The organism is Streptomyces sp. NBC_00057, from assembly GCF_045041165.1.
GTDB lineage: Bacteria > Actinomycetota > Actinomycetes > Streptomycetales > Streptomycetaceae > Streptomyces.
On the sequence record NZ_CP108257.1, the window covers coordinates 227,015 to 249,439 of the forward strand.

Annotated in this window: 22 protein-coding genes and 1 CRISPR repeat array (1 of these 23 running past the window's edge); of the genes, 3 read left to right on the forward strand and 19 right to left on the reverse strand. The window is 69.3% G+C overall.

Annotated elements, in window-relative coordinates; genetic code table 11:
- Positions 1-1,000: direct repeats of the CRISPR family, unit length 29 nt; unit sequence CTGCTCCCCGCACCCGCGGGGATGGTCCC; it begins 676 nt to the left of the window's first position.
- A 77-nt stretch (positions 1,001-1,077) separates the two neighbouring features.
- Positions 1,078-1,920 (forward strand): helix-turn-helix transcriptional regulator, encoded by an 843-nt coding sequence (locus OG953_RS44400; RefSeq protein ID WP_331736071.1) that lies wholly within the window; start codon positions 1,078-1,080, stop codon positions 1,918-1,920.
- Between the two features lie 268 nt (positions 1,921-2,188).
- Here the strand turns inward: OG953_RS44400 and OG953_RS44405 are convergent, their stop codons facing one another.
- From OG953_RS44405 to OG953_RS44485, 17 genes are all read right to left on the reverse strand, one after another.
- Complete coding sequence (locus OG953_RS44405; protein WP_331736073.1) at positions 2,189-5,617, reverse strand: LysM peptidoglycan-binding domain-containing protein; 3,429 nt, start codon at positions 5,615-5,617, stop codon at positions 2,189-2,191.
- 6 nt (positions 5,618-5,623) lie between these two features.
- The gene (locus OG953_RS44410; RefSeq protein WP_331736075.1) at positions 5,624-6,079 is read right to left on the reverse strand and encodes a pilus assembly protein TadG-related protein; all 456 of its coding nucleotides are present in this window, start codon (positions 6,077-6,079) and stop codon (positions 5,624-5,626) included.
- Positions 6,076-6,534 (reverse strand): TadE family protein, encoded by a 459-nt coding sequence (locus OG953_RS44415; protein WP_331736078.1) that lies wholly within the window; start codon positions 6,532-6,534, stop codon positions 6,076-6,078. Before OG953_RS44415 ends, OG953_RS44410 begins: the two co-directional genes overlap by 4 nt.
- Positions 6,531-6,947, reverse strand: coding sequence for a TadE/TadG family type IV pilus assembly protein (locus tag OG953_RS44420; RefSeq protein ID WP_331736081.1), 417 nt, complete (start codon positions 6,945-6,947; stop codon positions 6,531-6,533). The genes OG953_RS44415 and OG953_RS44420 overlap by 4 nt, the downstream gene beginning before the upstream one ends.
- 35 nt (positions 6,948-6,982) lie before the next feature.
- Complete coding sequence (locus OG953_RS44425) at positions 6,983-7,672, reverse strand: hypothetical protein (protein WP_405692669.1); 690 nt, start codon at positions 7,670-7,672, stop codon at positions 6,983-6,985.
- 48 nt (positions 7,673-7,720) lie between these two features.
- The gene (locus OG953_RS44430; protein ID WP_267010000.1) at positions 7,721-7,909 is read right to left on the reverse strand and encodes a hypothetical protein; all 189 of its coding nucleotides are present in this window, start codon (positions 7,907-7,909) and stop codon (positions 7,721-7,723) included.
- 17 nt (positions 7,910-7,926) lie between these two features.
- The gene (locus tag OG953_RS44435) at positions 7,927-8,823 is read right to left on the reverse strand and encodes a type II secretion system F family protein (protein ID WP_331736086.1); all 897 of its coding nucleotides are present in this window, start codon (positions 8,821-8,823) and stop codon (positions 7,927-7,929) included.
- On the reverse strand, positions 8,820-9,791 hold the full coding sequence (locus OG953_RS44440; RefSeq protein ID WP_331736088.1) for a type II secretion system F family protein: 972 nt from the start codon (positions 9,789-9,791) through the stop codon (positions 8,820-8,822). Before OG953_RS44440 ends, OG953_RS44435 begins: the two co-directional genes overlap by 4 nt.
- Positions 9,792-9,843: 52 nt before the next feature.
- Positions 9,844-11,391 carry a CpaF/VirB11 family protein gene (locus OG953_RS44445; RefSeq protein ID WP_331736090.1) on the reverse strand — a complete coding sequence of 516 codons (1,548 nt, stop codon included), beginning with the start codon at positions 11,389-11,391 and terminating at the stop codon, positions 9,844-9,846.
- Positions 11,384-12,259 (reverse strand): hypothetical protein, encoded by an 876-nt coding sequence (locus tag OG953_RS44450; protein WP_331736092.1) that lies wholly within the window; start codon positions 12,257-12,259, stop codon positions 11,384-11,386. Before OG953_RS44450 ends, OG953_RS44445 begins: the two co-directional genes overlap by 8 nt.
- A gap of 1 nt (position 12,260) precedes the next feature.
- Positions 12,261-12,953: an SAF domain-containing protein gene (locus tag OG953_RS44455; RefSeq protein ID WP_331736094.1), complete on the reverse strand. Its 693-nt coding sequence runs from the start codon at positions 12,951-12,953 to the stop codon at positions 12,261-12,263.
- A gap of 41 nt (positions 12,954-12,994) precedes the next feature.
- Complete coding sequence (locus OG953_RS44460) at positions 12,995-13,456, reverse strand: ATP/GTP-binding protein (protein ID WP_405692672.1); 462 nt, start codon at positions 13,454-13,456, stop codon at positions 12,995-12,997.
- Between the two features lie 422 nt (positions 13,457-13,878).
- A complete protein-coding gene (locus OG953_RS44465) occupies positions 13,879-14,403 on the reverse strand; it encodes a hypothetical protein (RefSeq protein WP_331736098.1) in 525 nt (174 codons plus the stop codon).
- 407 nt (positions 14,404-14,810) lie between these two features.
- Positions 14,811-15,764: a replication-relaxation family protein gene (locus tag OG953_RS44470; RefSeq protein ID WP_331736100.1), complete on the reverse strand. Its 954-nt coding sequence runs from the start codon at positions 15,762-15,764 to the stop codon at positions 14,811-14,813.
- A complete protein-coding gene (locus OG953_RS44475) occupies positions 15,764-18,028 on the reverse strand; it encodes a hypothetical protein (protein WP_331736102.1) in 2,265 nt (754 codons plus the stop codon). The genes OG953_RS44470 and OG953_RS44475 overlap by 1 nt, the downstream gene beginning before the upstream one ends.
- Positions 18,025-18,477 carry a hypothetical protein gene (locus OG953_RS44480; protein ID WP_405692674.1) on the reverse strand — a complete coding sequence of 151 codons (453 nt, stop codon included), beginning with the start codon at positions 18,475-18,477 and terminating at the stop codon, positions 18,025-18,027. Before OG953_RS44480 ends, OG953_RS44475 begins: the two co-directional genes overlap by 4 nt.
- A 41-nt stretch (positions 18,478-18,518) precedes the next feature.
- Positions 18,519-18,854: a hypothetical protein gene (locus OG953_RS44485; RefSeq protein ID WP_405692676.1), complete on the reverse strand. Its 336-nt coding sequence runs from the start codon at positions 18,852-18,854 to the stop codon at positions 18,519-18,521.
- Positions 18,855-19,319: 465 nt separating this feature from the next.
- Between OG953_RS44485 and OG953_RS44490 the strand changes: the two genes are divergently transcribed.
- Complete coding sequence (locus OG953_RS44490; protein WP_327388022.1) at positions 19,320-19,823, forward strand: GNAT family N-acetyltransferase; 504 nt, start codon at positions 19,320-19,322, stop codon at positions 19,821-19,823.
- Between the two features lie 23 nt (positions 19,824-19,846).
- On the opposite strand, the gene OG953_RS44495 is transcribed toward OG953_RS44490, so the two are convergent.
- Together OG953_RS44495 and OG953_RS44500 are read right to left on the reverse strand one after the other, a co-directional pair.
- Positions 19,847-21,133: an IS701 family transposase gene (locus tag OG953_RS44495; protein WP_331736109.1), complete on the reverse strand. Its 1,287-nt coding sequence runs from the start codon at positions 21,131-21,133 to the stop codon at positions 19,847-19,849.
- A gap of 172 nt (positions 21,134-21,305) precedes the next feature.
- A protein-coding gene (locus OG953_RS44500) for an IS5 family transposase (RefSeq protein ID WP_331736111.1) occupies positions 21,306-22,114 on the reverse strand; the annotation gives its coding sequence in 2 pieces (ribosomal slippage) (positions 21,306-21,770 and positions 21,773-22,114; 807 coding nt in all).
- An 84-nt stretch (positions 22,115-22,198) separates the two neighbouring features.
- Here OG953_RS44500 and OG953_RS44505 point away from each other — a divergent pair.
- The gene (locus OG953_RS44505; RefSeq protein WP_331736114.1) at positions 22,199-22,408 is read left to right on the forward strand and encodes a hypothetical protein; all 210 of its coding nucleotides are present in this window, start codon (positions 22,199-22,201) and stop codon (positions 22,406-22,408) included.
- Positions 22,409-22,425: the final 17 nt, after the last annotated feature.

Genomic DNA, 22,425 nt, shown 5'->3' on the forward strand with positions numbered 1-22,425 from the left:
CCCCGCACCCGCGGGGATGGTCCTGGCAGCATCGTGCACCACACCGTCACGAAGGGCTGCTCCCCGCACCCGCGGGGATGGTCCCATCGGCGACTGCTTCGGGTCCGACGCGTAGGACTGCTCCCCGCACCCGCGGGGATGGTCCCTCGGCAGATCCGGTGCGGCTCATCCACCACAGCTGCTCCCCGCACCCGCGGGGATGGTCCCGAGATGGCGGAGCACTACCCGGGCGCGCTGGTCTGCTCCCCGCACCCGCGGGGATGGTCCCGCGGTGACGGTGCCGAGGGCGGCCACGTTGCCCTGCTCCCCGCACCCGCGGGGATGGTCCTTCTGCGACTGGATAGCTTCCCGAACTAGAGTGCTGCTCCCCGCACCCGCGGGGATGGTCCCGGCCGCCCGACTGCGGCAGACATCGAGTACGACTGCTCCCCGCACCCGCGGGGATGGTCCCAGGAGCATGAGGGCGCCCAAGAGGCTTGCCAGCTGCTCCCCGCACCCGCGGGGATGGTCCGCAGCGCAAGCGCGGCGACTACATGGCCGCAGCCTGCTCCCCGCACCCGCGGGGATGGTCCCCAGGACCAGGAGCGCGGCGGCCGTGACGTCGACTGCTCCCCGCACCCGCGGGGATGGTCCCATGGACATGTTCATGTTGGACAAGGGCCTGTACTGCTCCCCGCACCCGCGGGGATGGTCCCCGGCATCGGACGCCTCCCCGTGCTTCAGGCGGCTGCTCCCCGCACCCGCGGGGATGGTCCCTTGGACGCCGGTATCGCTCACACGGTGTCGGACTGCTCCCCGCACCCGCGGGGATGGTCCCCGGAAAGCGCCTCAAGCAGCAGTACTCACACCCTGCTCCCCGCACCCGCGGGGATGGTCCCGACATGGCCGACGAGTACCGCGACATGGTCTGCTGCTCCCCGCACCCGCGGTGATGGTCCCAGCGGCTTCGCGACGTGCCAGGCCCTCAGCCGCTGCTCCCCGCACCCGCGGGGATGGTCCCGGCCTGCTGGTCGCCGCGCTCAGCTGCCTCGGCTGCTCCCTGTCGGCGTCGCTTGAACCGTGACCCTCTGACGGCGCATGCCCATTTCACCGTCGTCCTCCGCCCGCGAAGGCGTGGCCCGGCAGCTCCGCGAGCTCCGGCAGGACGCCGGCCTGACCGTGACCCAGCTGGCCGCTGGGTGCGGCTGGCACCATGCGAAGACGTCCCGGATCGAGAATGCCAAGACACCCCCCTCGGCCCGGGACATCCGCGACTGGTGCGAGACCTGCCAGGCCCCAGCCAGAGCGGACGATCTGATCGCCGCCTCGCGGCACGCCGAGACGCTCTACACCGAGTGGCGGCGCAGGGTCCGCACCGGGCTCCGGCAACTCCAGGACAGCTACGTGCAGCTGTACCGGTCCACCCGGGTCTTCCGCGTCTACTCGCCAACCCTCGTGCCCGGACTCGTGCAGACCGAGGGGTACGCCAGCGCGCTGCTCAGTACGAACGCCCGACTGCTCGGCATCCCGGACGATGGAGCAGAGGCAGCCGCCGCCAGAGTGGAGCGATCGCAGGTCATCCGAGAGCCGGGACACCGGTGCCTGCTGCTCATTGAGGAATCAGCCCTGTACTTCCAGCTCGGCGAATCGGACTCCATGGCCGCCCAGCTTGGACACCTCCTGTCCGTGGGGGCTCTCCCCGCGGTCTCGCTGGGCATCATCCCGCTGACCACGCGGGAACGAGCGCTCTGGCCACAAGAGACGTTCCACGTCTACGACGACACCCTTGCATCCGTGGAGCTGCTGTCGGCCCAGGTGAACATCACACAGCCCAGCGAGATCGCGCTGTACCTCAATGCCTTCGAGCAGCTGCGCGGCATGGCCGTGTACGGCGCCGAGGCCCGCGCCCTGATCGTGAAGGCCATCGACGCCCTGAGCTGATCCCGGACGCACGAAACCGCCCCCTGCCCCGGGCGTAGCCGGAACAGGGGGCGTGGTTCATGACCGGCGGCGGTCCGCCGGACGGACGATACAGGGGATGCTCTAACTGGAAAACGTGCTGACCTGCAATTTTCCAACTGGGTCAGTATTTGGGTCAGTCTGCTGGCCCTGCACCGTACCCGCACCAGCCAGTACGTCCGAGGCCCTGCACTTCACCCTGGGAGTGCAGGGCCTTCGACGCCTGCCCGGTACCCCTGCGGAACGCCTGCTACAGCAGGCGGAGGACCTGCTCGGTCTCCTCGTCCATGGAGGAGCCCAGCTCCAGGAGGAGTTCGTCGAGCTGCCGGATCGAGGATTCGAGCGCGGCTTCTTCACCGAGTAGAGACAGCGCCCGGAACTTGTGGCGCCACAGACACTCCATCTCCCGCGCGACGGTCAGGCCGCGGGTGGCTGCCCAGAGGGCGTTGCGTGCGTCGCCGCGGGCGAGGTACCGCTCCGCGAGGTCGTCGGCCGCGTCCACGATCTCGGAAGTCATCTCCTGGGCCAGGGATTCCGCCCACGCGTACCGGCGGGAGGGGATGCCGGAGAAAGGCCGCCCGTGCACGAGTTCCAGCGCCTGGCGCAGCAGCTGCTCCCCGGCCGGGCCGTCGGCCGCACGGCTGGAGTGGGCCAGCTGCTGGAACCGGTCCCAGTCGTAGTCCACTCCGGCCAGCCGGTAGAGCTTGTCGGGCTGGGTGCTCACGTGGGGCAGGTGCTTGTTGCCCTGGGCGTCGGCGCCCAGCCACCTGCGGACGTCTCCGAGGCGGGTGTTCCGCGTGTCGCGGGTGACGAGTCCGCCGGGTGCGAGGACCTCGTCGAGCTGGTGATGGTTCGCCCCGGGGTGAAGCACCAGCCAGGCCGTCATCTCCAGCGCGAGCGTCCTGCGGTTGGACTTGATGGTGCCTCGGGCCCCGAGAAGATCGACGGTCCCGAGGACCTGCACCAGCGGGCGGTCCGGGGCAGGGGTGGACTCGCAGGGCTGCTCGGGAAGCGGGAGGGCCGTGTCGCGAGCGGGTGTGACGACTTCAGGGTCGGTGGGTGCGGGGATCCTTGAGCTGACCTGGGGGGCGGGGCTGGACAGTGCTGGCAGTACGGGCGTTCCGGGCGATGACGATGCGGTGGGCAGCGGCTCCGGTCCGGCCGCGCCCTCCTCGTCGGCGGGCGGGGCTGTCGAGTGCTCCGCGTTGTCGGGGTCGTCGTCCAGGTCAGCGAGTGCTGCCATCAGCCCCGGCTTGCGGACAGCCCCGGCATCGTCGCGTGCGAGAGGCGTCTCCAGTTCCGGGGGAAAGACGGAGGGGGAGCTATGGCTCTCCATGACTTCCGCAGCGGCGGCCAGCTCTTGTGCGGGTGCGGGCACGTCACCGGGTGCGTCCGCGGTGAGTGCGACATCCAGGATGTCGGCGTACTCGGCATCGGAGCACACCGACAGCGCGACGCAGACCGCGGTGCCCGGAACGGTGATGTACGGCAGATCGGTGTCCACCGACCACGCTTCGCCCGCATCCTCCGGTACGGCGGTGCTGCTGGTGACCACGGCCACCGCTGACCGTGGCTGCTGACCCAGCACATCCCACAGGAATTCCTGCGTCCCCTCGGGAGCCGGGCAGGAATCCAGGTCCGCCACGACGACCAGCGGCCACAGGCCGCCCACCTCCTCCGTAGGAAGAATCGGCGGCGGGCCGTCCCCGTTGCCGAGCCCGTCCAGGGCCTGCTGCTGCTCCGCGTGATGGGCTTGCAGGGCCTGTACCGCGTCGGTCAGGTCCGGGTACGGGGTGACCCGGTCGCTGTCCAGCATGGCCAGTCCGGGGGCGGTGTCCTCGCCAGCGACCGCGATGTCGAGCTGTTCGGCGAGCGGTGAGAGCGCCAGCGTCAGCGCGAGGGTCCGCAGGACCTCATTGCGCAGGCCGCCGGTGAGGTGGAGCGCGCCGATGTGCTCCAGGTCGACGAGCACGATCGCGCCCTGGTCGTCCTCGCCCAGCGCGATCAGCCCCGGATAGGGCGGGTCGACTTCCCGGCTTTCCGGCAGGGGCAGCAGCTCGCCGGAGTCTGCCGGGCACCACCAGACCGTGCTCTGCGACGGATCAGTGGTGAACGGGGCGACCGCTGGGGAGGGTGCGTCCAGGTGCAGCCGGACCCCTTCGGTGCCGAGCTGTACCGCGGCCAGCGTGGGAAGCGGCCGGTTCTCTTCGGCGAGGGCTGCGGCTGCGGTCCGCAGCGCACGGTCCAGCACGGTCAGTTCCTCGCCGGCGTCCGCGCTGCGCAGCGCGGTTTCCGTGAGGGCGGCCTGGCCGGAGGGCATGGGGATCCGGCGTCCGCGACGGCGGCGGCGCTGCTGCAGGATGCGCCGGGAGGCCAGGGTTCCCACGAGTCCCGCGGCCAGGACGCCGGTGGCTCCCAGGCCGACCATGCCGGCCCGCATCCCGGTCGTCGTCTGCTGGTCCTCTGCGGCGACGGTGGCCGACGGCGTCGGTTTGCCCGGTGCCAGCGTCTCCGTGCCGGGTGCGGGCGTCACGGTGGGGGAGGGCGACGCCGTGCGGCTATGACCGGGGTGGGGGGCGGTGGCTGACGGTGACTCGGTATCCGGAGTCGATTGCGCCGGCGGGGGAGTGCCCGCCTCGGGCGGAGTGGTGGCCTCGTGTTCGTCGGGGGCGGGGGTCTTCTCCCCGGAATCGGAGCCGGGGCGGGAGTCCGTGTCCATGTCGGATCCGGCGGCCTGGCCGCTGCCCGGCAGGGCGATTACCTGGCCTGGATAGATCAGGTCGGGATCGTCGAAGACTTGCCCGTACGGTTGCTTCTCGCCTTTGTTCGCCTCGTACAGTTCGGGCCACCGGTCCCCGTCACCGAGCTTTTTCTTAGCGATCTTTGTCAGGTCGTCGCCCGACTGGACGGTGTACGACGTCTGAGAGCCGGCAGCCTCGTCCTGTGCGCTCTGCGCGCTGGTTGTGGTGCCTGCCTTGGCGGCGGAAGAGACAGAAGCGGAAGCGGTGTTGGTTGCAGCTGGGGGTCGGGCATCGGCGGGCAGCGTGATGATCGCGCCCTTGGGCAGGTACTGGTCGCCGGCGGCGAGTTCGGGGATATCGGGGTTGAGAGCCGCGATGTCCTTCCACCGGAGCCCGCTGCCGAGATACGTCTGGGCGAGCTCCCACGGTGACTCCGTGGCAGAGGTGACGGTGTGCCGCAGCCCGGCCCCGTCCGTCCGCGTTTTCTCGTGCTTCGCCGATGCGCTGCCGGTGTCCTGCCCGGCGGTGTGCGTCGCGGTCGCGGCGACTGCGGGAGTGACCGTGGCTGCGGAGGCGGCGGTCGGGGCGAGCAGCACGATGCCACCGATCAGGAAGCTGGCGAGGGACTGCATGCCGCCGAGGCCCCTGATTCGGGGAGCGGACCGGCGGCGCAGCACGGCCACGAGCTCCACCAGGACGGAGAACGTGAACGCCGCCCACGCCACCCAGCCGATACAGGTCAGGACCACGAGGAACAGTGATCCGTCATCCTGCTGGGTCAGCAGGTCCAGGCTGCCGGAGAGTTCGGCCGGCTGGTGGCCCACCTTGAGCAGCAGATAGGGCACGCCGCCGACCAGGGCCGTCAGGAGGGCCAGGCCGAGCAGCGCCCGCAGCAGGGTGCCGACGGCGCGCAGTGGGGCGGGGATGCGGTGGGCCATGGGGGATCAGCCTCCAGCTTGGGTCTGCAGATGGGCCTTGGCAGTGCCGGTGACGCTGATCGTTGCCATGCCGATGAACTGGGCGAAGTAGGTGGTGTAGGTGTCGTGGACGGTGACGTTGAGGGTCTGTCCGTTGTCGCTGATCCGGACGTCGCCCTGGACGTTGGCGGCGGCGAGGTAGTCCTGGGCGGCGCCTACGGCGGCGTCCGGGTCGATCGTGATGGCGGTGCCTTCGATCGCCTGCGCGGGGTCGAGTTGCTGGCCGGCGGTGCGGGCGGCTTCCTGGGCGAGCGAGGTGGCGCGGTTGCCGGCGTTCAAGGCGCCGCCTCCGTCGACCAGCAGTCCCATCACCATCAGGATCGCGATCGTCGTCAGGGCGAAGAAGACCGACATGAAGCCGCGGTCACGGCTCTTCAGCGCCGCGTACCGCGCGGCCATCCGCTTGCGGAGTCGGCGGATCATTGGCGCCCCCGGTAGGTGTCGATGGGGCTGGTCCACGATGCGCGGAGCGTCTTGCTGCCGGGGAGGCCAGGCAGACCGATGTCGGACAGGTCCGCGGTGCACGCGATCGTCGCGGTGACGTTTGCCTCTGCTCCGATATCGAGCGAGTAGCCCGCGGTGTCCACCGTCACGCTGGAGGTCCGGCACGTGATGCCCTCCCCCTCCAGGCTTCGCGCAGCCGCGTTCTGCGCTTTGCTCTGGGCGCTGCCGGCGTCGCGTTCCAGGGAGGCAGCGCGGGCGGCGGCGCGAGCGGCGGAGTCCACGGCGCCGTCGGCGTCGATCACCCGGCCGAACGCCACCATCAGGAGCAGCAACGCGATCATCACCGGGGCGAGGACCGCAGTTTCCACCGCGTAACTGCCCCGGTCGCGGTAAGGGCCGCGTGTCCGTCGTCGGCGCTGTGTGCGGGCGGTCATGGGGTGGTCCAGCGTTCGATGGGGGCGTCGGCGTACTGGGTGACGTGGAGCTCCAGGCCGGGGACGAGGGTGGCGACGCTGCCGCGCACGGTGATGCGAATCTCTTCGGCGGAGCTGCCCGACGAAGAGACGCTCGCGCCGCGGACGCTGCCCCCGAACTGGGCGAGGAAGGCCTGCGCCTCGGCGACGCCGTCACCCTCGCTGGAGCCGAAGGCACGCCCTGCCTCAACTCCGTGGCGTGCTGCGGACTGGGCGGCCTTGCGGGCATGGAAGTACAGGCCGACCTGGATGGTGGTGAAGACCAGCGCCAGCACCACCAGGGCCAGCACCGCGAATTCGACGCTGGCGAACCCGCGGTCGTCGCGCCGCCCCTGGCGAAAGCGTGCAGCTAGGCGCTCTTTCGTGCGGTTCACCGCTGCTCCCCCTCTTCGACCCTCGCGTCCGTGGTTCATCGGGCTGAGGCCGTGGGCGGCTTGCCGGCCTGCGCCTGCTGAATACGCTGGACGACCATGTCGGTGAGAGACCGAAGCCGGTCGGACGGGATGGCCGTGCCAGCCTTCCACGTGTACTCGATCTTCGCGATGACGGCGCCCTGCCGCACGTTGATTCCCTTGCCGGTCCAGGTCGGCGCGCCGTTCGGCTGCTCGATCTCGAAGCCGTCGATCTCGTCACCAGGGGGGTTCTCGCCCACTTCGTCGACCGCGCCTTCGCCATGGAACAAGCGGGCAGCTGTCGTGCTGTTGGAGAAGGAGATGAGCCGGATCGCCAATTCCTGATCCTCAAGGTTCGTGAACGCCGCCAGCCCCACGGCGAGCGCCTCACCGCACCACTCGTCCGGCCAGCCCTCGGACTGGCAGTACGTGGCATCGGAGTTGTCCCACGCCTTGCGGGTGCGGGACTCGTCCAGGTCCGCCGGAATGCTGAACTGGTTCGGCAGGACCGCTTCCAACTGACTGGTGAGCAGCACGCGGGGCGCGGGCGCGCTCGCTTTGCCTTCGCCAGGGGCGGTCGTTCCCTTCCCTGCCGAGGGCGGAGGGGCGCTCTGGGTGCCGCATCCGCTTCCCAAGACGGCCGTCAGCAGGATGACCGACGAATATGTGGCCAGACTGGCGGTACGGGAACGCGGGACTCGAATCACTGACGCTTCCTCTTCATCGACGTGATGGCGGGCGGATGCAGTGCTCGGTCAGCCGCCGCTGATGATGCCGACCTTCTCGGCCACCTTCGTCTTGATGGCCAGGGCGACCCCGGCGGCCACGACGATGACGACGGCGGTGATCACGGCGACCTCGGTGGTGCCCTGGCCCTCGTCTCTGGCCGTCTTCAGCCGTCCCCAGTGGGCCTTGAGCAGCAGGGTGAGCGCTTCGATGTTCATCGTTCTTTTCCTCCGGATCAGCTGACGAGAATGGTGAAGGTGAGAGGGATCATGACGAAGACGAGCATGAGGACGACGCCGAAGGTCACGGGCAGGACCATTGCCGCTGACGCCTCGTTGGCCTGTGCTTTTGCGTCCGACAGCATCGCGATTCGCAGCTGCCTCGCCTGGGCCTGCAGGGTTGCGTAGACGGCGGCGCCGTCACCGGCGAGGGCCAGGGTGTCGGCGGGGCGGGTGAGTTCGGGGATGTCGAGTTCTTCGCCGAGTTGCTTGAGTGCGTCCCACACGGTGACGCCGGCGAGGTCGGCCTGGTGGAAGACCTGCCGCATTCTGACGAAGATCCAGCCGTCGCCGACTTCCGCGGTTTCGGTCAGGGACTGGGCGGCGCCCGAGTTCGCGATCCTCGCCAGCGCGACGCGCTCCAGGTAGGAGGCTGCGGCGTGCCGGACGACGAGGCGGGCGGCTGCGGCGTTGCGGGCGACTTCCCGGCCGGGCAGGAACCAGAACAGCGCGGCCAGGGCGAGCGACACGATGGCGGGGAGCGTGAACGGGAACGCCGCCCCGGCCAGCGCAAGGAGCGCTTGCATCAGCTGCGGGAGCAGTAGTCCGTACAGAGAGAACAGCACGCGTTTGCCTAGGTGTTCCGCCGGGCTGATCCGCAGCAGGTTCAGGTCCTTGAGCGGCAGGGGGATCCGGCCGCCGAATCCACCGTCGAGCAATTGGTTCCCGACGCGCTCGCTCAGCGAATTGGTGACGGCTGGTGCTGCGGACGGCAGGGCCGCTTGGGTCTTGCTGACATCGAGCCGGTCCAGCGCAGAGGCAAGGTCGGGCTTGGCCGGCCATGCGGCCCGTACGGCGAGGCCGATCAGGGCGCCGGCGGCGGCTGCGGGCAGGACGGCCTGCAGGGGGATCACCGGACACCTCCGCTGGTGTGGACATCGGCGGACAGGTCCGGCCGCCGCGGTGCTGCGACTGCGGATGTGGTCGGCAGGCCGGCGGTGGGCAGCGGGGCCAGGAGGCGGGGGTCGGGCTTGGTGCGTGCGATGCGGCGCAGCCACGACAGCGTCCAGGCGAACATGGCGCCTAGCACGGCCAGCACGAGTTGCCCGGCCGGTGACTGATACCAGCCCGACCAGCCCTCATTGAGCATGCAGCCGACGACGACGAGCGAGATGACCACCGAGACCATGCGCGAGGACTTGCGGACCTTCGCGCGGTCGGCCTCGATGTCGCGGGCGTCGGCGGCCTGCTGATGGATCGTGACCGCCAGGGCTTCCAGCGCGTCGGAGAGACCGGGCCCCTTGTAGACGGCGTGACTCTGGAAGAGCAGCACGACGTGGTCGGAGACGCCGTCGGCGAGCTCGTCCGCGAAGTGGGCGAACGCGGTGTGTGCCTCCATGCCGGAGCGCAGCCGCTCCGACAGGGCCCGTACGTTCGCCGCGATTGGCGCTGGGGCGTTCTTCGCCGACGCACGGATGGTCTGCGGCAGGCTGATCCCGGCGGTGTGGACACCGGCCAAATGATTGAGCCACTGGCCCAGCGCTTCGAGGCGCTCGATGCGGTGCACGGCCGCGGTGCCCGGATTCAGGATGAACGGGAATCCCAGGACTGCGGCTCCGGCGAGGAGCCCGTGCACGGGCCACCCCGTCCACGCCCACACCACCAGGGTGACGATGGCGGCCGTGAGGACCAGGTGCCGCCAGCGGTTTTGCCACTTCTCCGGCAGGTCGGACCGGGCGCGCTGGATACGGTCGGCCAGGCGGGAGTTGGGTTTGACCGGGTCAGGCACTCGTCCGCGGAACTCACGGACGGCAGCAACAACGGCCAGCACGGCGAGAACGGCGCAGCACGCCGCGACCAGGGCCAGTTGGGACGTGGTCATACCGGCCCCCCGGCGGGTGCCGTGTTCGTCGGGCGGTCGGTGCGGGTGTGGGTCATCGTGCGCTCACTGTCTGCAGGGCCGGTCCCCACCAGCTGTGCGGGTTTTCGGTCAGCCACTGCCGGGCGAACTTCCCGGTGCGCTCGAGTTCGCCGATGAAGGTCGGCATGTTCTTGTACACCGCCCGGACCTCGGCGCCGTGCGGGGCGAACAGCTCGCTCGTGGTGGGCCGTCCGCCCTCGCCGACGACGTCGTGGATCTCGTAGATGTGCGACACGTACCGGTGCTTTTTGCCGCCGAGCGCCGTCTCGTCCAGGTAGGTGAGGTAGACGACGACGTCGATGGACGAGGCGATGAGGTGGTGGGCGGCTTCGGTCGCCATGCCGGCCTCGGTGCACAGCTGGACCAGGCGGCTGATGACGGCGTGCGGCCGACGGACGTGAAGGGTGCACATGGATCCGGAGCCGCCGGCGGACATCGCCTGCAGCATCGGCACGATCTCCGTACTGCGGACCTCACCGACGATGACCCGGGTGGCGTTGTACCGCAGAGCCGTAGCGAACATGTCGCTGATCGTCACTTCCCCGGCCAGCTTGTCGCCGTGGCGCTCACCGTTGGACTGCCGCGCTTCGAACGCGTAGGTGATGGGGCCGGGCTTGGGGCCCGGTTCGTCCAGGTAGAGCTCCCGGTCGGATTCCAGCGTGACCAGCCGCTCGGCGGCAGGGATCTCCCGGCCCAGCGCACGCAGCAGCGATGTCTTCCCAGCGCCCATGTCGCCGACGACCAGGATGTTCATCTTGGCGTGGACACAGGAGGTGAGGAACGCCTCCAGCAGGGGGTTGATGGAGCCCCACTGGACCAGCTCGGTGATGCCGTGCTGGCGGATGCGGTGCTTTCGGATGACGACCGACGGCCGCGTGGTGAGCAGCGAGGCGGTCACACGGGAGCCGTCGGGCATGCGGAAGCCGACCATGGGGGTGGCCTGCGTCAGGGCCCGCTCACCGTGACCCGACAGCCTCGCCATGCGGTTGACCCACGTGATCAGCTCTTCATGGCTGTCTGCGACCTTCTCGATGGTGCGGCGCGGCCGGTCGTGGTACTCGACATGGGCGCGCAGCCCGTCGACCATGACGTCTTCGACGCCGTCCTCGTCGAGGAGGGACTGCAGCCTGCCGCCGCGGTACATGGAATCGAAGACCGCGGTGCCGATCGCGCCTTCCTGCTCGGCGGTCAGCGGGGTGTTGCCGTGGGCGTGCTTGGTCGACCAGTCCGCGACCGCGGTGGTGACCAGGGCCCGCGCCAGGGCCCGGCGGTCGGGTTCCTCCAGGTGTTTGTCGGGGTCCTGTTCGCTGAGCGCCTTGGATACCTCGCTCTGGAGAGCCTCGATCACCTCCCAGCTCACCGGGAGTTCGCCCGGCAGTCCGGCCAGACGTGGCACAGCGGCCGGACTCACCGCCGGGGGAGCGGCAGGTGCTTGCGGTGACTGGGCGGGCGTGGGCGTGCGGCGCTGCCCGAGATGCCCGGACAGCAGCGAAGCGAGCTCCTGGCGGCCCATCGGCTCCGGATGCCCGTTGGTGCCGGGTCGCTGGTGGGTATCAGCCACGGGTTCCTCCGCGCTGCTCGGCCAGGCGCTGCAGCACCCCGGCCAGCTGCGGGTTGGCGGGCCGGGCCGGGTACTCCTGCTGGATCCGGCGACGCGAGGTGGCTGCCTCTATCTGCTCGGTGGCGGTGCGCGCGTGGCGGAGCAGGGGGCTGCGGGAGTAGCCGCGGGGCGGCCGGCCCCCAAGGGTGAGGTAGTGGGCGGTGTCCGTGTCCCAGGGCAGGGCGCCCAGCACCGGTACCCCCTTGAGGGCGTCGCTGACCTGGTGGGCCCGGTAGGTGCCGCCCTCGATGAGCAGCAGGCCCAGGGCGTCGGCGCCCGAGCCCCGTTCCTGCAGCTCGGTGCGCAGCGGGTCGATGACGTGCCGGGCCAGGGTGAGGGACTGTTCGGTGCTGCGGACCACGAGCAGGACCTGGTCGGCCTGGTGGAGTAGCGGAGCCGGAGTCAGCACGGTGTGAAGGTGCCCGGACTCCAGCGCGAGGCGCCCGGCGTCGATGAACACGTCGTATCCGGCTTCGGCGGCCAGGACGTGCAGGACATCCGACAGGGCCGGCCAGGTCCGGCCGAGTGCCGCCGCCTGGGCGGGATCGGTCAGGCCGGGCAACAGTTTGCGGTGCCCGGCCTCGTCCAGCGGCCACAGGTGATTGGCGAACGCGTTCGCGAGCGCGTCGGGTCCGGTGCGTTCGGCGGAGGCGAGGTGGTAGAGGCCGAATCCCGCGGTGGCGCGCCCGTCCAGGAGCCCGGCACGGATGGTGCCGCCGGCCGGGTCGCACTCGGCGAGCAGCGAGGGACGCTTCGAGGCCAGGGTCAGGGCGAGCGCGGAGGCGGTGACGCCGCAGGACTTCGCGGAGACAAGTGCGGTCACGGGCATGTCAGTTGCTCCGCGGTTCGCGGACCAGAGCGATCCGGCCTGTCGAGGCCCGGGTCGCGAGCAGCGGCCCGTCCGTGGGGGAGACGGCTAGGTTGACCACGATCGTGCCCGAGGCGTCCGGGCGGGACACGGAGACCACGACACCGTTGATCGACGACGGCGGCGCCTCGGCGCCCTTGGCGTCGGACTCCTCCCCCTGGGCCGGGGTGGTCACGGCGAGCACCTTGTCACCGGGGGCCAGAGCGCCGGCCGGGGCCTGGCCCCGCTTGACCTGCACACCCACCTGCTGCTTGTCGTCGCCCAGAGCGGTCCCCGCGGACAGCTGGGAGGCCGTCAGCAGCCCACCCTTACGCAGATCCACGGCAGGCCGCTTCCCGACCATGCTGCCCCGATCGGAGGCGGGAACCGGAGTCAGATGCGCATCGGCCGACACCTCCGCCACGGTGAGATCGTCATCCGTCAGCGCCTGCCCGGCCGGGACATCACGGGCGACGGCAAGAACCCGGGTACGGTCGCTGGCCGACGTGACCGCCGCAGCCGCGCCGAGCCCGGCGACAGCCGCCAGAACGATGCAGAGCGCGGCCACCGACCAGCGGCGCTCCCGCTTGACCGGTGCCGTCGTGGTGATGGGGATGTCAGGGCGGGCCGGGGCGGCGGCGCGGGGCGCCGGCGGCACGGCGACGGGGGACTCCATGCGGTGTTGCCTCTCGGAATTCTGCAGAGAAGAGAACGGTGTTAGTTGAGGACCTGGACCTCAGCGACCGTGATGTCCACAGCGCTGTCACGGATCTCAGTGAGCTGGCCGGTCTCGCCGCCGCCGGTCCAGTCGATCGTCCAGGTCGACGTCGCAGTGACGTGGTACTTCCCGGACTCCTGGACGGAGGAGGGCTGGGTGTAGCGGTGGCCGCAGTCCGGAGACGGCTTCTTGCCGTACTCCGCCCTGTACGGCGTGCCTGCAGTCGTACAGGTGACCGTCGCGCCGTCTCCCATCGTCCACACGATCTTGCTGACCTTCGCGGTAGCCGTGACGGTCACAGCTCCAGCCGTGGCGGAGGCAGAGTTCGGCCCGTACGTCTCGGCGCCCTTGCCCGTCCACATATAGACCGGCATACCGACCACTCCCTTGCCACCAGGCTTCGGAGTGATGCCGATCCGCGGGCCTTTCAGCAGCATCTTGTCCACGGCCTGCTGGGCCACGACGGCAGGATCGACTGCAGGGGCGGGCGGGCCGCCAGGCCCTCCGTAGACTGCCTCGGGCATCATTGTCGACCCGCCGCCGGCCATGTAGTGCTGGCAGCTGCGTACGTACACGGCCCCACCGTCGGCGGGGTCATGCCCCTCCCACAGTGCGCTGGCCGCTGGAGGCTGTGGGTCCAGCTTCTTCGGGGGTGTGCACTCGGGCGGCTTGGGCTTCCCCTTGGTCTGTCCGCCGGTCTTGGAGCCCGCCGGCCGCGTTCCATGCCTGCGACCCGGCTTTCCGGGGTCTTCCGCGCTGACGCATACGAACTGGTTCCTGCACCCGCCCACGCCCGTACTCGGGCCATCCGAGGCGAGCGCCGTGCCTGCCCCCGCGAGGAACGTCGGCACCAGAACAGCGGGCAGGAGAAAGCGACGTGAGGTCAGCATGGTTTGGCCGCCTGAGGCTCGTCCTTGATGACCTTCCAGCCGTCGGGCCAGCGCTCGACGGTGCTGATATTGACGTACTTCGTCAGCCGGTTGCTGGGCATCGGCGCAGGCTTCTTCGTCTTCTCGTCGACCACGGTCCAGCGTGAGACATCGAGGCAGCTGGAGACGGTGGCGCTGGGCACTTTGCGAGTGTCATCGAGGCGGGTCACTGTCGGGCTGCCCACCGTCACGCCGCCCGTGAAGACCTGACCGGCCTTCTTCATGTCTTTTGTGTCCTGCTGGACCCGGACAAGTGCCACGCCGGCCGCGTACTTGTTGAGGTCGGTCCCCTCAGTACTGCTGTGAGCGTACGAGCGCTCCATTTCCTGCCAGTACTTCTTGTACGTGGCGATGACTTCGTTCTTAGAGGTTTCGGTGGCGTCTACCGGCGTGCTCGGCGTCTGCTTCTCTGAAGCAGACGCCGAGGGGGCTTCTTTCGGGTCATCTGCTTTGCCGGAACTGCATCCCGTGGCGGTCACGAGCGCGCAGGCGACGGCGAGCAGGGTTGCCGAACACGCACGATTTCGTTTGCGAACGTCTGAGTGTCCCGATCGAACTGACTGCGCCACTGTGCCTCCCCATGCATATGCCACGGTGCCCCGACCTGCGGCGCGCGCTGCGAGTGGCAGCATGCGCGCGACGTGGTCCGGAAGCCGACCGTGCGGTCTGGTCCCATACATTACGCAAATTCCGGCCAACAGCCCAGCCTGTTCTCCCAGTTCAGGTGTATGGCATGCGCCGTAAATCGGCACAATCCCGCGTGACGGGATCCCGACGTCAGGGATTCCGCGCCCCGCACGCCATCCGAAGTGAAAGTTGAACGCAGAACGGTGCGAATGCGAGAACCGGTTTTGTCGAACCGTCGGCATTGGTGAGGCATTCCGGTTCACTTGCTCACTCCCGGCTCGGCATGCGGTGCCAGCAACACGTCGGTCGGGTCGGCATCACCCAGTACCGGCGTGACGATGGGCGCGAAAGGCCCGTGTCTGTCGAGGAGTTCGGCGGTGGTGATACCGGCGCGCAGCTGGCTCCCGTGCGCGATGCGGGGGTTGGCGGAGGCCAGTGCCCGAAGGTCCTCGGTACGGCGCTGAAGAACCCGTTCAGGTGCTCCTGAGAGGACGATCAGGAGGCGTGGGAACGCGGGATACCGCTCGCGCCATGCCTCGCGCGTACTCGCCTGCTGACGGCGTCCCGACGGCTGCGGTGTGTAGGAGGCGTAACGGGCGTACGTACCCAGCTTCCGGCCCAGCCGGGCCACCTGCATCGTCGACCGGTCGATTTCGAGGAAGAACGTCAACAGCTGGCGCCGCCCGTCCCTGGTCGTGCGGGTGTAGCGCAGCACCGCGTCCGGGACGAGGAACGCGTCGTCGCCGAGCCGGCTGTCACCGTCGCGGACACGGTGCGCGAGCTCCGGCTCCCAGTCCAGCGGACCGCACTCATCACCGAGACGGCCGGCCCACTCGGCGAACGCGATACCGGTGTCGACGACGGCGAGGGTGTGCTCCTGGAGCTGGGAGGCGGCCGCCCTGGGGCTGATGCGGTACGAGCGGGCGGTCACCTCGTCGCTGGCCTCCACGATCTCGCAGCCCAACGGGGTGATGTACCAGAGCTGTTCGCAGCGTCCCATCCGACCGGTGCGCCGGTCGGTGGACTCCGCGAGACCCATCGCGCGCAGGTAGCCGAGCTGGCGCAGCAGATACACCGGGCGCCGGGTGTGCGGAGTCAGGAGCCGGTGGAGCTGGCCGGTGGCGATGAGCCGGTGCTGGTAGAGGAGCGGCAGCAGCTGCTGCCCGAAGCGAGACAGTCCGGCAGTACGAGCCTCGGTAGCGGCGAGGGACATCAGGCGACCTCACTTCGTCCGGCGGTCTCGGCCGGCCCGGCAGGGATGCGGCCGGTGAGATGGGTGAGCAGCATGTCGTCCAGGCCCGGGAACCGGTCGTCGTCCCCGTCGAGTACGCGGAGGATCTCACCGACCGGCCGGCGCCTCAGGTTGCGGTCGATCGCGTCGACCAGGCCGGGCAGGAGGTCGGGGCGGTGGTAGTCGGCCAGCACCTGATGGACCGCGACACCCCGCACCCGGAACGGAGAAGTTCTCTCCCCGTGCAGCATCGTCGACATCACGTACTGGTACTTCGCGAGCTGTTCCAGCACCGCCGGAGCGACGCCGGCCAGACGCTTGGTGACAAAGGCTGCTTCACCGCTGTCCGCCCCGCTGGCGGACAGCAGGGACTGGTTCTGCATCAGGGCCTGCCGCGTCTCCTCGGACAGCCGCATCACCATCTGTGTGAGCCCCATCAGCCGCACCTCGTACTTCCGCAGCTGTTCCAGGATCGCCGCGACGTATCCGCGTGAGGCGCCGTCGATCGCGGTCAGCTCGTCCGCGAAAGCGAACATCGTCTCCAGCTCCTCGGGAGGCACACCCTCGCGCGACAGCCCGGCCAGGAACAGATCGAACAGCAGCAGGCTCGTGATGATCTGGTCACCGCCACCGGTCCCCGAGCAGCGCAGCAGCACCACCTTGTTCTGATCCATCGCCTGCCGCACGTCGTAGCTGGACCGGGGCTGTCCGAGGAACGCCCGCAGCGAATCGGACGTCTCCAACTGCTCCAGCATCTGCGTCACGACCGGTACCGCATTCCCCTCGTACTTCGGGAACGTCTCGCGCCAGAACCGGGACAGCCGCCGCGGCAGCTGCTCCAGCACCTGCACCCGCCACAGCTCATCCGTCAGCAGCCGCGTGATCGAGAACAGTGTGGGCTGCAGGTCGGGCCGCCCCCGCTCGCACATCAGCAGCGCCAGATGAGCCAGGACCTGCACCGCGTGGGACAGGATCGCCCGCGCCCGCGGCGCCCTATCGCCCCACCCCTGAGCCGAGGAAAGGCCGCCGACAACGGCGCCCACCACGTCCTGGACCTGCGTGGCGTCCCGCCCCTCCATCGACAACGGGTTCCACGACGCGATCCGCGCCGCCGGATCCTTCACGCTCAGATCGATCAGCTGCACCCGGCCGGCGACCGCAGGGTGCGTCAGATACGGCAACGCCCGCTGGACCGCCGCACCGTGCGGATCCAGGAACCACACCCCGAACCCCGCATACGCCAGCGTCAACGCCTGCAGCAAGGCGAGCTCCGACTTCCCGAAACCCGACCGCCCGAAGCTCGCGCCGAACAACACATCCTTCTGCGGGACAGCACCCAGCCGCACCCGCCCGTCCGCACCGGTCACCATCCCCAGCGGCACCACACCCTGCTGCCCGGTCCACTCCGGCAGCCGCGACGGCGCCGCCGGCACCACACCCCCGGTCCGCACCACGTTCGACGGCGTGCAGCGCACCGACGGCGGCTTGAGTAACGCGGCGATCTCCCGCGAGGTCACCCACTGACGACGCGAAGGCGCGAACTCACCCGACGCAAACCGCCGCTCGAAGCCCCGACGGCGCCACCACACACTGCTGTACGGACGCCACGTACCCACCCGCGGCCCCACCGGGCGCCACCAGTTCTCCCCCGACCACGCATCCATCACTGCCATCACCTGATGCAGCAACCCCTGTGCCTGCGCCGGATGAGCGGCAACCGTCCGCACCATCACCTGCACCGCGAACACCTGGGCATCCACGCCCGGCAGGAACTTGCCCACCCCGTCGGCCAGATCCGACGACCGGGGAACCCGCCCCGACCTCTGGCCCTGACGGCCACGCGAACCACCACCATCCAGGCCCGCGAACACCTGAGACCACAGTGACCCACCCGCCCCCGCCTGCTCCCCGCCGTCCAACTGCTCTCCAAACGCCGACGGGCCCCGCTGCTGCGCACGCCTTACCAGCCGTCGCCGCCACCGAGCCACCCGCCGCCCGGCCACCGGCACCAGGTCCACCACAAGCTCAACGTGCTCACCGCGCTCACTGTCCGCGTGAGCGCACGCGGCGGCCATCAGCTGCAGAGGATCCGGATCCAGACCAGCGGCCGTCAGCTGACGGTGATCGGGCCGGGCCAGAACCAACTCCGCCCGCGCCACATACAACCGGCCCCCACCCTCTGTGTCCGTACGGTCATCCACGCCGGCGCCCTCGCCGCGCAGCGCCTTCTCCAGCCGAACTGTCACGCGTCCTCATCTTCATCGTGATCTTCCGTGTCGAGCGGGGCCACGCCGTCGAACCGGATCCGGGGCACCTCGTCGCGATTGACCCCGGGATCCACGACGTCCACATCGGGAAAGGCCCGAAGTCTCAGCAGCGCCGCCGCCCGTGCGGGGCCCTCCAGCCGGTACGACAGCCGGCCGTCGTCACTGGAAAGCCGGACCCGCACCCCCACCGCCCGCTCCGGCGCCCACCCCACGACCGCCGGAACCCTCGCGAGCCGCGCCGCGTGCCGCTCGATCTCCTCCAGCGACGGGTCAAAGTCCGCAGCCGGAACCAGGGCAACCACAGACCGATCCCGCAACATGGTCCGAGCCCGCCGCAGCCACCACCGCCGTGCCCACACCCCGACGCACACCGCAGCAGCGGCTGCGCCCATCACCCACCACCGGGCACCCCAGAGCGTGCCGATCAACCAACTCGCATCGAACCGGCCGACGGCCGGGAGCCACCCCATCAGAGCCGCCACCCCCGGCGCCGGATCCGGGGATCTATCCCGCACACCAGGTCAGCCAGCGCCAGCCACGCCCAGCGCGCACACACCGCCCCGAGCACCGCCGCCAGGACCGGCACCATCGGCCACCCCCGCCGCTCCTCGACCGCCTCCGCAGCCGGGTCTCCCAGTCCCCAGGGAAGGTTGTGCAGATCCCCGCCCCACCACCACCCGCGGATGAACCCGACCACGAACACCACCGCGACCAGCCACCCGCACAAACTGACCAGCGTCTCGACATCCGCGTCCAGTCGACTGCGCCCTGCTTCATTCCGGAACTCAGTGGTGTGCCCTGCCATACGCACCTCCCGCACGGGACGGCCCATTGCCGTCTCTTACCTGCGCAAGGAGCCCACTGGCCCGAAACGTGACAGGCGAATGGGAAGAGATCTGGTTGGTCTTGTCTGCGCGCATGCGTTGTCGGCTGAGCAGGAACCAGGCTCCTGATTTCCCGTGCAGACTGTCGGGATGAGCACGATGCGCCGACGTCTCGGCACCGGTCCCGCCCCCGCGACGCACTTGAGTACCGTTGATTCTCCGAGGCTGTTACCTGCGGAACGGATCGTCCCGAGTGAATTTTCGGCGGCCGATGACCAGGCCGTGGCCGCACAAAAAGGCAGGCGGGCCCTGGGGAAGGGAACCGGGACCGGTTTCTGACGTGCTGGTCACGAGGAAGGGACTACCTGGCTCTGTTCACGGGTCTCCACAACGTTTGTTTAGTACTCCAGCTGTAGTTCGTGATGATCCGTGGGCAAAGTGGGGGCATGACTACGTACGAGACGATGCCGTTCCACCTTGAGACCGAGCGGCTGATACTGCGGCCGTGGGCCGAGTCGGACGCCGCTGAGTTCTGCGCCCTCCTCTCCGAACGCGGCAAGGGGACCCCCACGGTTGAGCACATCCGGACGTCCATCGCGGAGCTGCTCACTGCGACGGCGACTACGGGGATCGCCCTGTTGCCCATCCAGCGCCGTGACGAAGGCGACTTCATCGGCTACTGCGGGCTGATCATCGGCCGCTCCACCGTAGAGGAGCCTGAAATCGCGTATGAGCTGTTCCAGCGCGCGCATGGGCGTGGCTACGCCACCGAGGCGGCCAGCGCGGTGCTCGATGCCGCTATCGCGACCGGGCGGAAACGGCTCTGGTCGACCGTCGGTGCGTGGAACACACCGTCGCTCCGTGTCCTTGAGAAGCTCGGGTTCGAGCGGGATCACGTTTCCACGGAAGACAACGGTGAAGTGGTCTGGCTCACACGCTCGTTGCCGTGACGCGAGAGCACGCTTCCGGCGCTTCATGCTCCACATGATCGAGTGCACTCCGGCGGAGCGCCATGCCGAGATCGGTTATGGGATGCGGCTTGTCGACGGTAATGGCTGGCCTGTGATCGTGCCTGATGGCGGCGTCGCCAGTCGGACCAGCCGATCCGGTGAGCGAGGTCGTTCAGTGGCCGGACGACGATGGTGAGGAACAGGTGCTGGATCTCGTTGCAGGTCAGCGGGGCCAGGTCGTCCGAACCAGTGCGCCGTGCATGCTCGTCTGCGCGGACGACGGCGAGGAAGGCGTGAGCGAGCATGGCGAGGGTGACCCAGCGGCTCCAGGACGGGTAGCGGCGGACCTGGTGTTCATCGAGTCCGGCCAACCCCTTCCCGGCCTGGAAGGTTTCCTCCACCCGCCACCTGGATCCCGCCGTCCTGACCAGGGTGCGCAACGGAGCCGGACCGGTGGAATGGCAGCGGTAGTAGGCGAGCTCGCCGGTGGTGCGGTTGCGCCGGATCAGCAGCTGACGGTGGCCCGGCGTCGGGTCGGTGAGGTCGATGACGGCCCAGTCGTAGTAACGGTGCCCCTTCGCGCCGGGGCCGGCGGACAGCTTCTGCCAGGCCCGCTTCGGGAGCTTGCCGGCCAGCCCGTCGGCGCGGAACCTTCCCGCACCGGTGGCCACTTCGGCCGAGCAGGCAACCGCGAGGACATAGCCCAGACCGCGTTCTTCCAGGGCCGCCCGCAGTTTCGGGTTGCCGCCGTAAACTTCATCGCCCGTCACCCAGTCGATATGGTGCCCGGCGTCCAGGAACCGTTCGATCATCGTGCGGGCCAGCTCCGGCTTGGTCGCGAAGGCGGTGTCCTCGGCCAGCCCGGCCGCCCGACAGCGGTCCGGGTCCGAGGTCCATGAGCGTGGGACGTACAGCTCCCGGTCCACGGCCGCGTGTCCCCGTGCCCCGGCGTAGACGAGATAGACGGCGACCTGGGAGTTCTCGATCCGGCCGGCGGTTCCGGTGTACTGGCGCTGGACCCCTACGGTGCGGGTGCCCTTCTTCACGTCGCCGGTCTCGTCCACGACCAGGATCGCCTCCTCGTCGTGGAGATGCTCCACGACGTACTCGCGTACATCGTCACGCACCGCATCGGCGTCCCACGACGCCCTGCACAGCAGATGCTGCATGCCGTGCGGGGACTTTTCCCCCGCCCACTCCGCGATCGTCCAGCAGTTCTTGCGGGGCAGGTCCGACAGCAGCCCCAGCATCAAACGCCCGGCCCGCAGCCGGGGTTCGACCCGGGCGAAGCGGCCCGCGATACGGCCCATGGCCACCTCGAACGCATCCCGCCAACGGCCTGGATCTATGCTGTGACCTGCGGCCACCGTCTCATCGTCAGTCCACACAACTCACGATGATCAACGGTGGCCCCCGCACCCGTATCCGCACCGGCCCCGACCAGCAAGATCACGATCTACAGCTGGAGTATTAGAAGTCATCTCATTTGGTGAGGCGGCGGTAGCAGATGAGGGTGCAGGCGATGGCGGTGAAGGCAAGGAAGTGTTCGGCCTTGCGTTCGTAGCGGCGGTGGAGGCGTCGGCATCCCGCGAGCCAGGACATCGACCGTTCCACGACCCAGCGATGGCGGCCCAGACGGGCGGAGGACTCGATCCCTTTGCGGGCGATGCGATGGGTGATGCCGCGACTGCGGAGCCATTGCCGCAGGTGGCGGTAGTCGTAGCCCTTGTCTCCGTGCAGCTTGCCGGGCTTTCGCCGCCTCGGGCCGCGACGGGAGCGGATGGGCGGGATGCCCCGTACGAGTGGCTCCAGTCCCTGGCTGTCATGCATGTTCGCCCCGGAAATGCCGACCGAGAGAGGCAGACCGGTGCGCTCGTTGATCAAATGGATCTTCGACCCGTACTTGCCGCGATCCACAGGATTCGGACCTGTCAGGTCCCCCTTTTCATGGCTCGCATGTTCACCGAGTCGATCGCGCACCGCGACCAGTCCAGCTCACCGCGGAAGCCGAGTTCGTCGAGGACCAAACGGTGCAGCTTGGCCCACACCCTGGCCTTGGTCCACTCCGAGAAACGTCGGTGAGCCGTCGCCCCCGACGGCCCGAACGACCCCGACGGCAGTTGCTGCCACGTGCAACCCGACGTGGCCACGAACACGATCGCGGCCAGCACCTCCCGATCACCATGCCGGCGCCGCCCGCCACCCTGCGGCCGCGACGGCGCCTCCGGCACCACCCGCTGAAACAACTCCCACAACTCATCCGGCGCCAGCCGCTCAACAATCCCCGCCATAGCCGACAGCCTACCGACCCAACCAAATGAGATGACTTCTGCGACGAACCCACCTCGGCCCTCGACCCACACGCGGAAGAAGCGATGTACGACCGCATCCGAGCCCTCAGCTCCGGCCGCACCGTCATCCTCATCACCCACCGCCTCGGCTCCACCCGCAGCGCCGACCCCATCGTCGTCCTGGACGACGGCCGACTCCTCGAACAAGGCACCCACGCATCACTGCTTGCGACAGACGGATCCAAATACGCCGCCATGTGGGAGAAGCAAGCCGCGACGTACAGCTGCCAGTGAAATGGGCCCGCGGAACT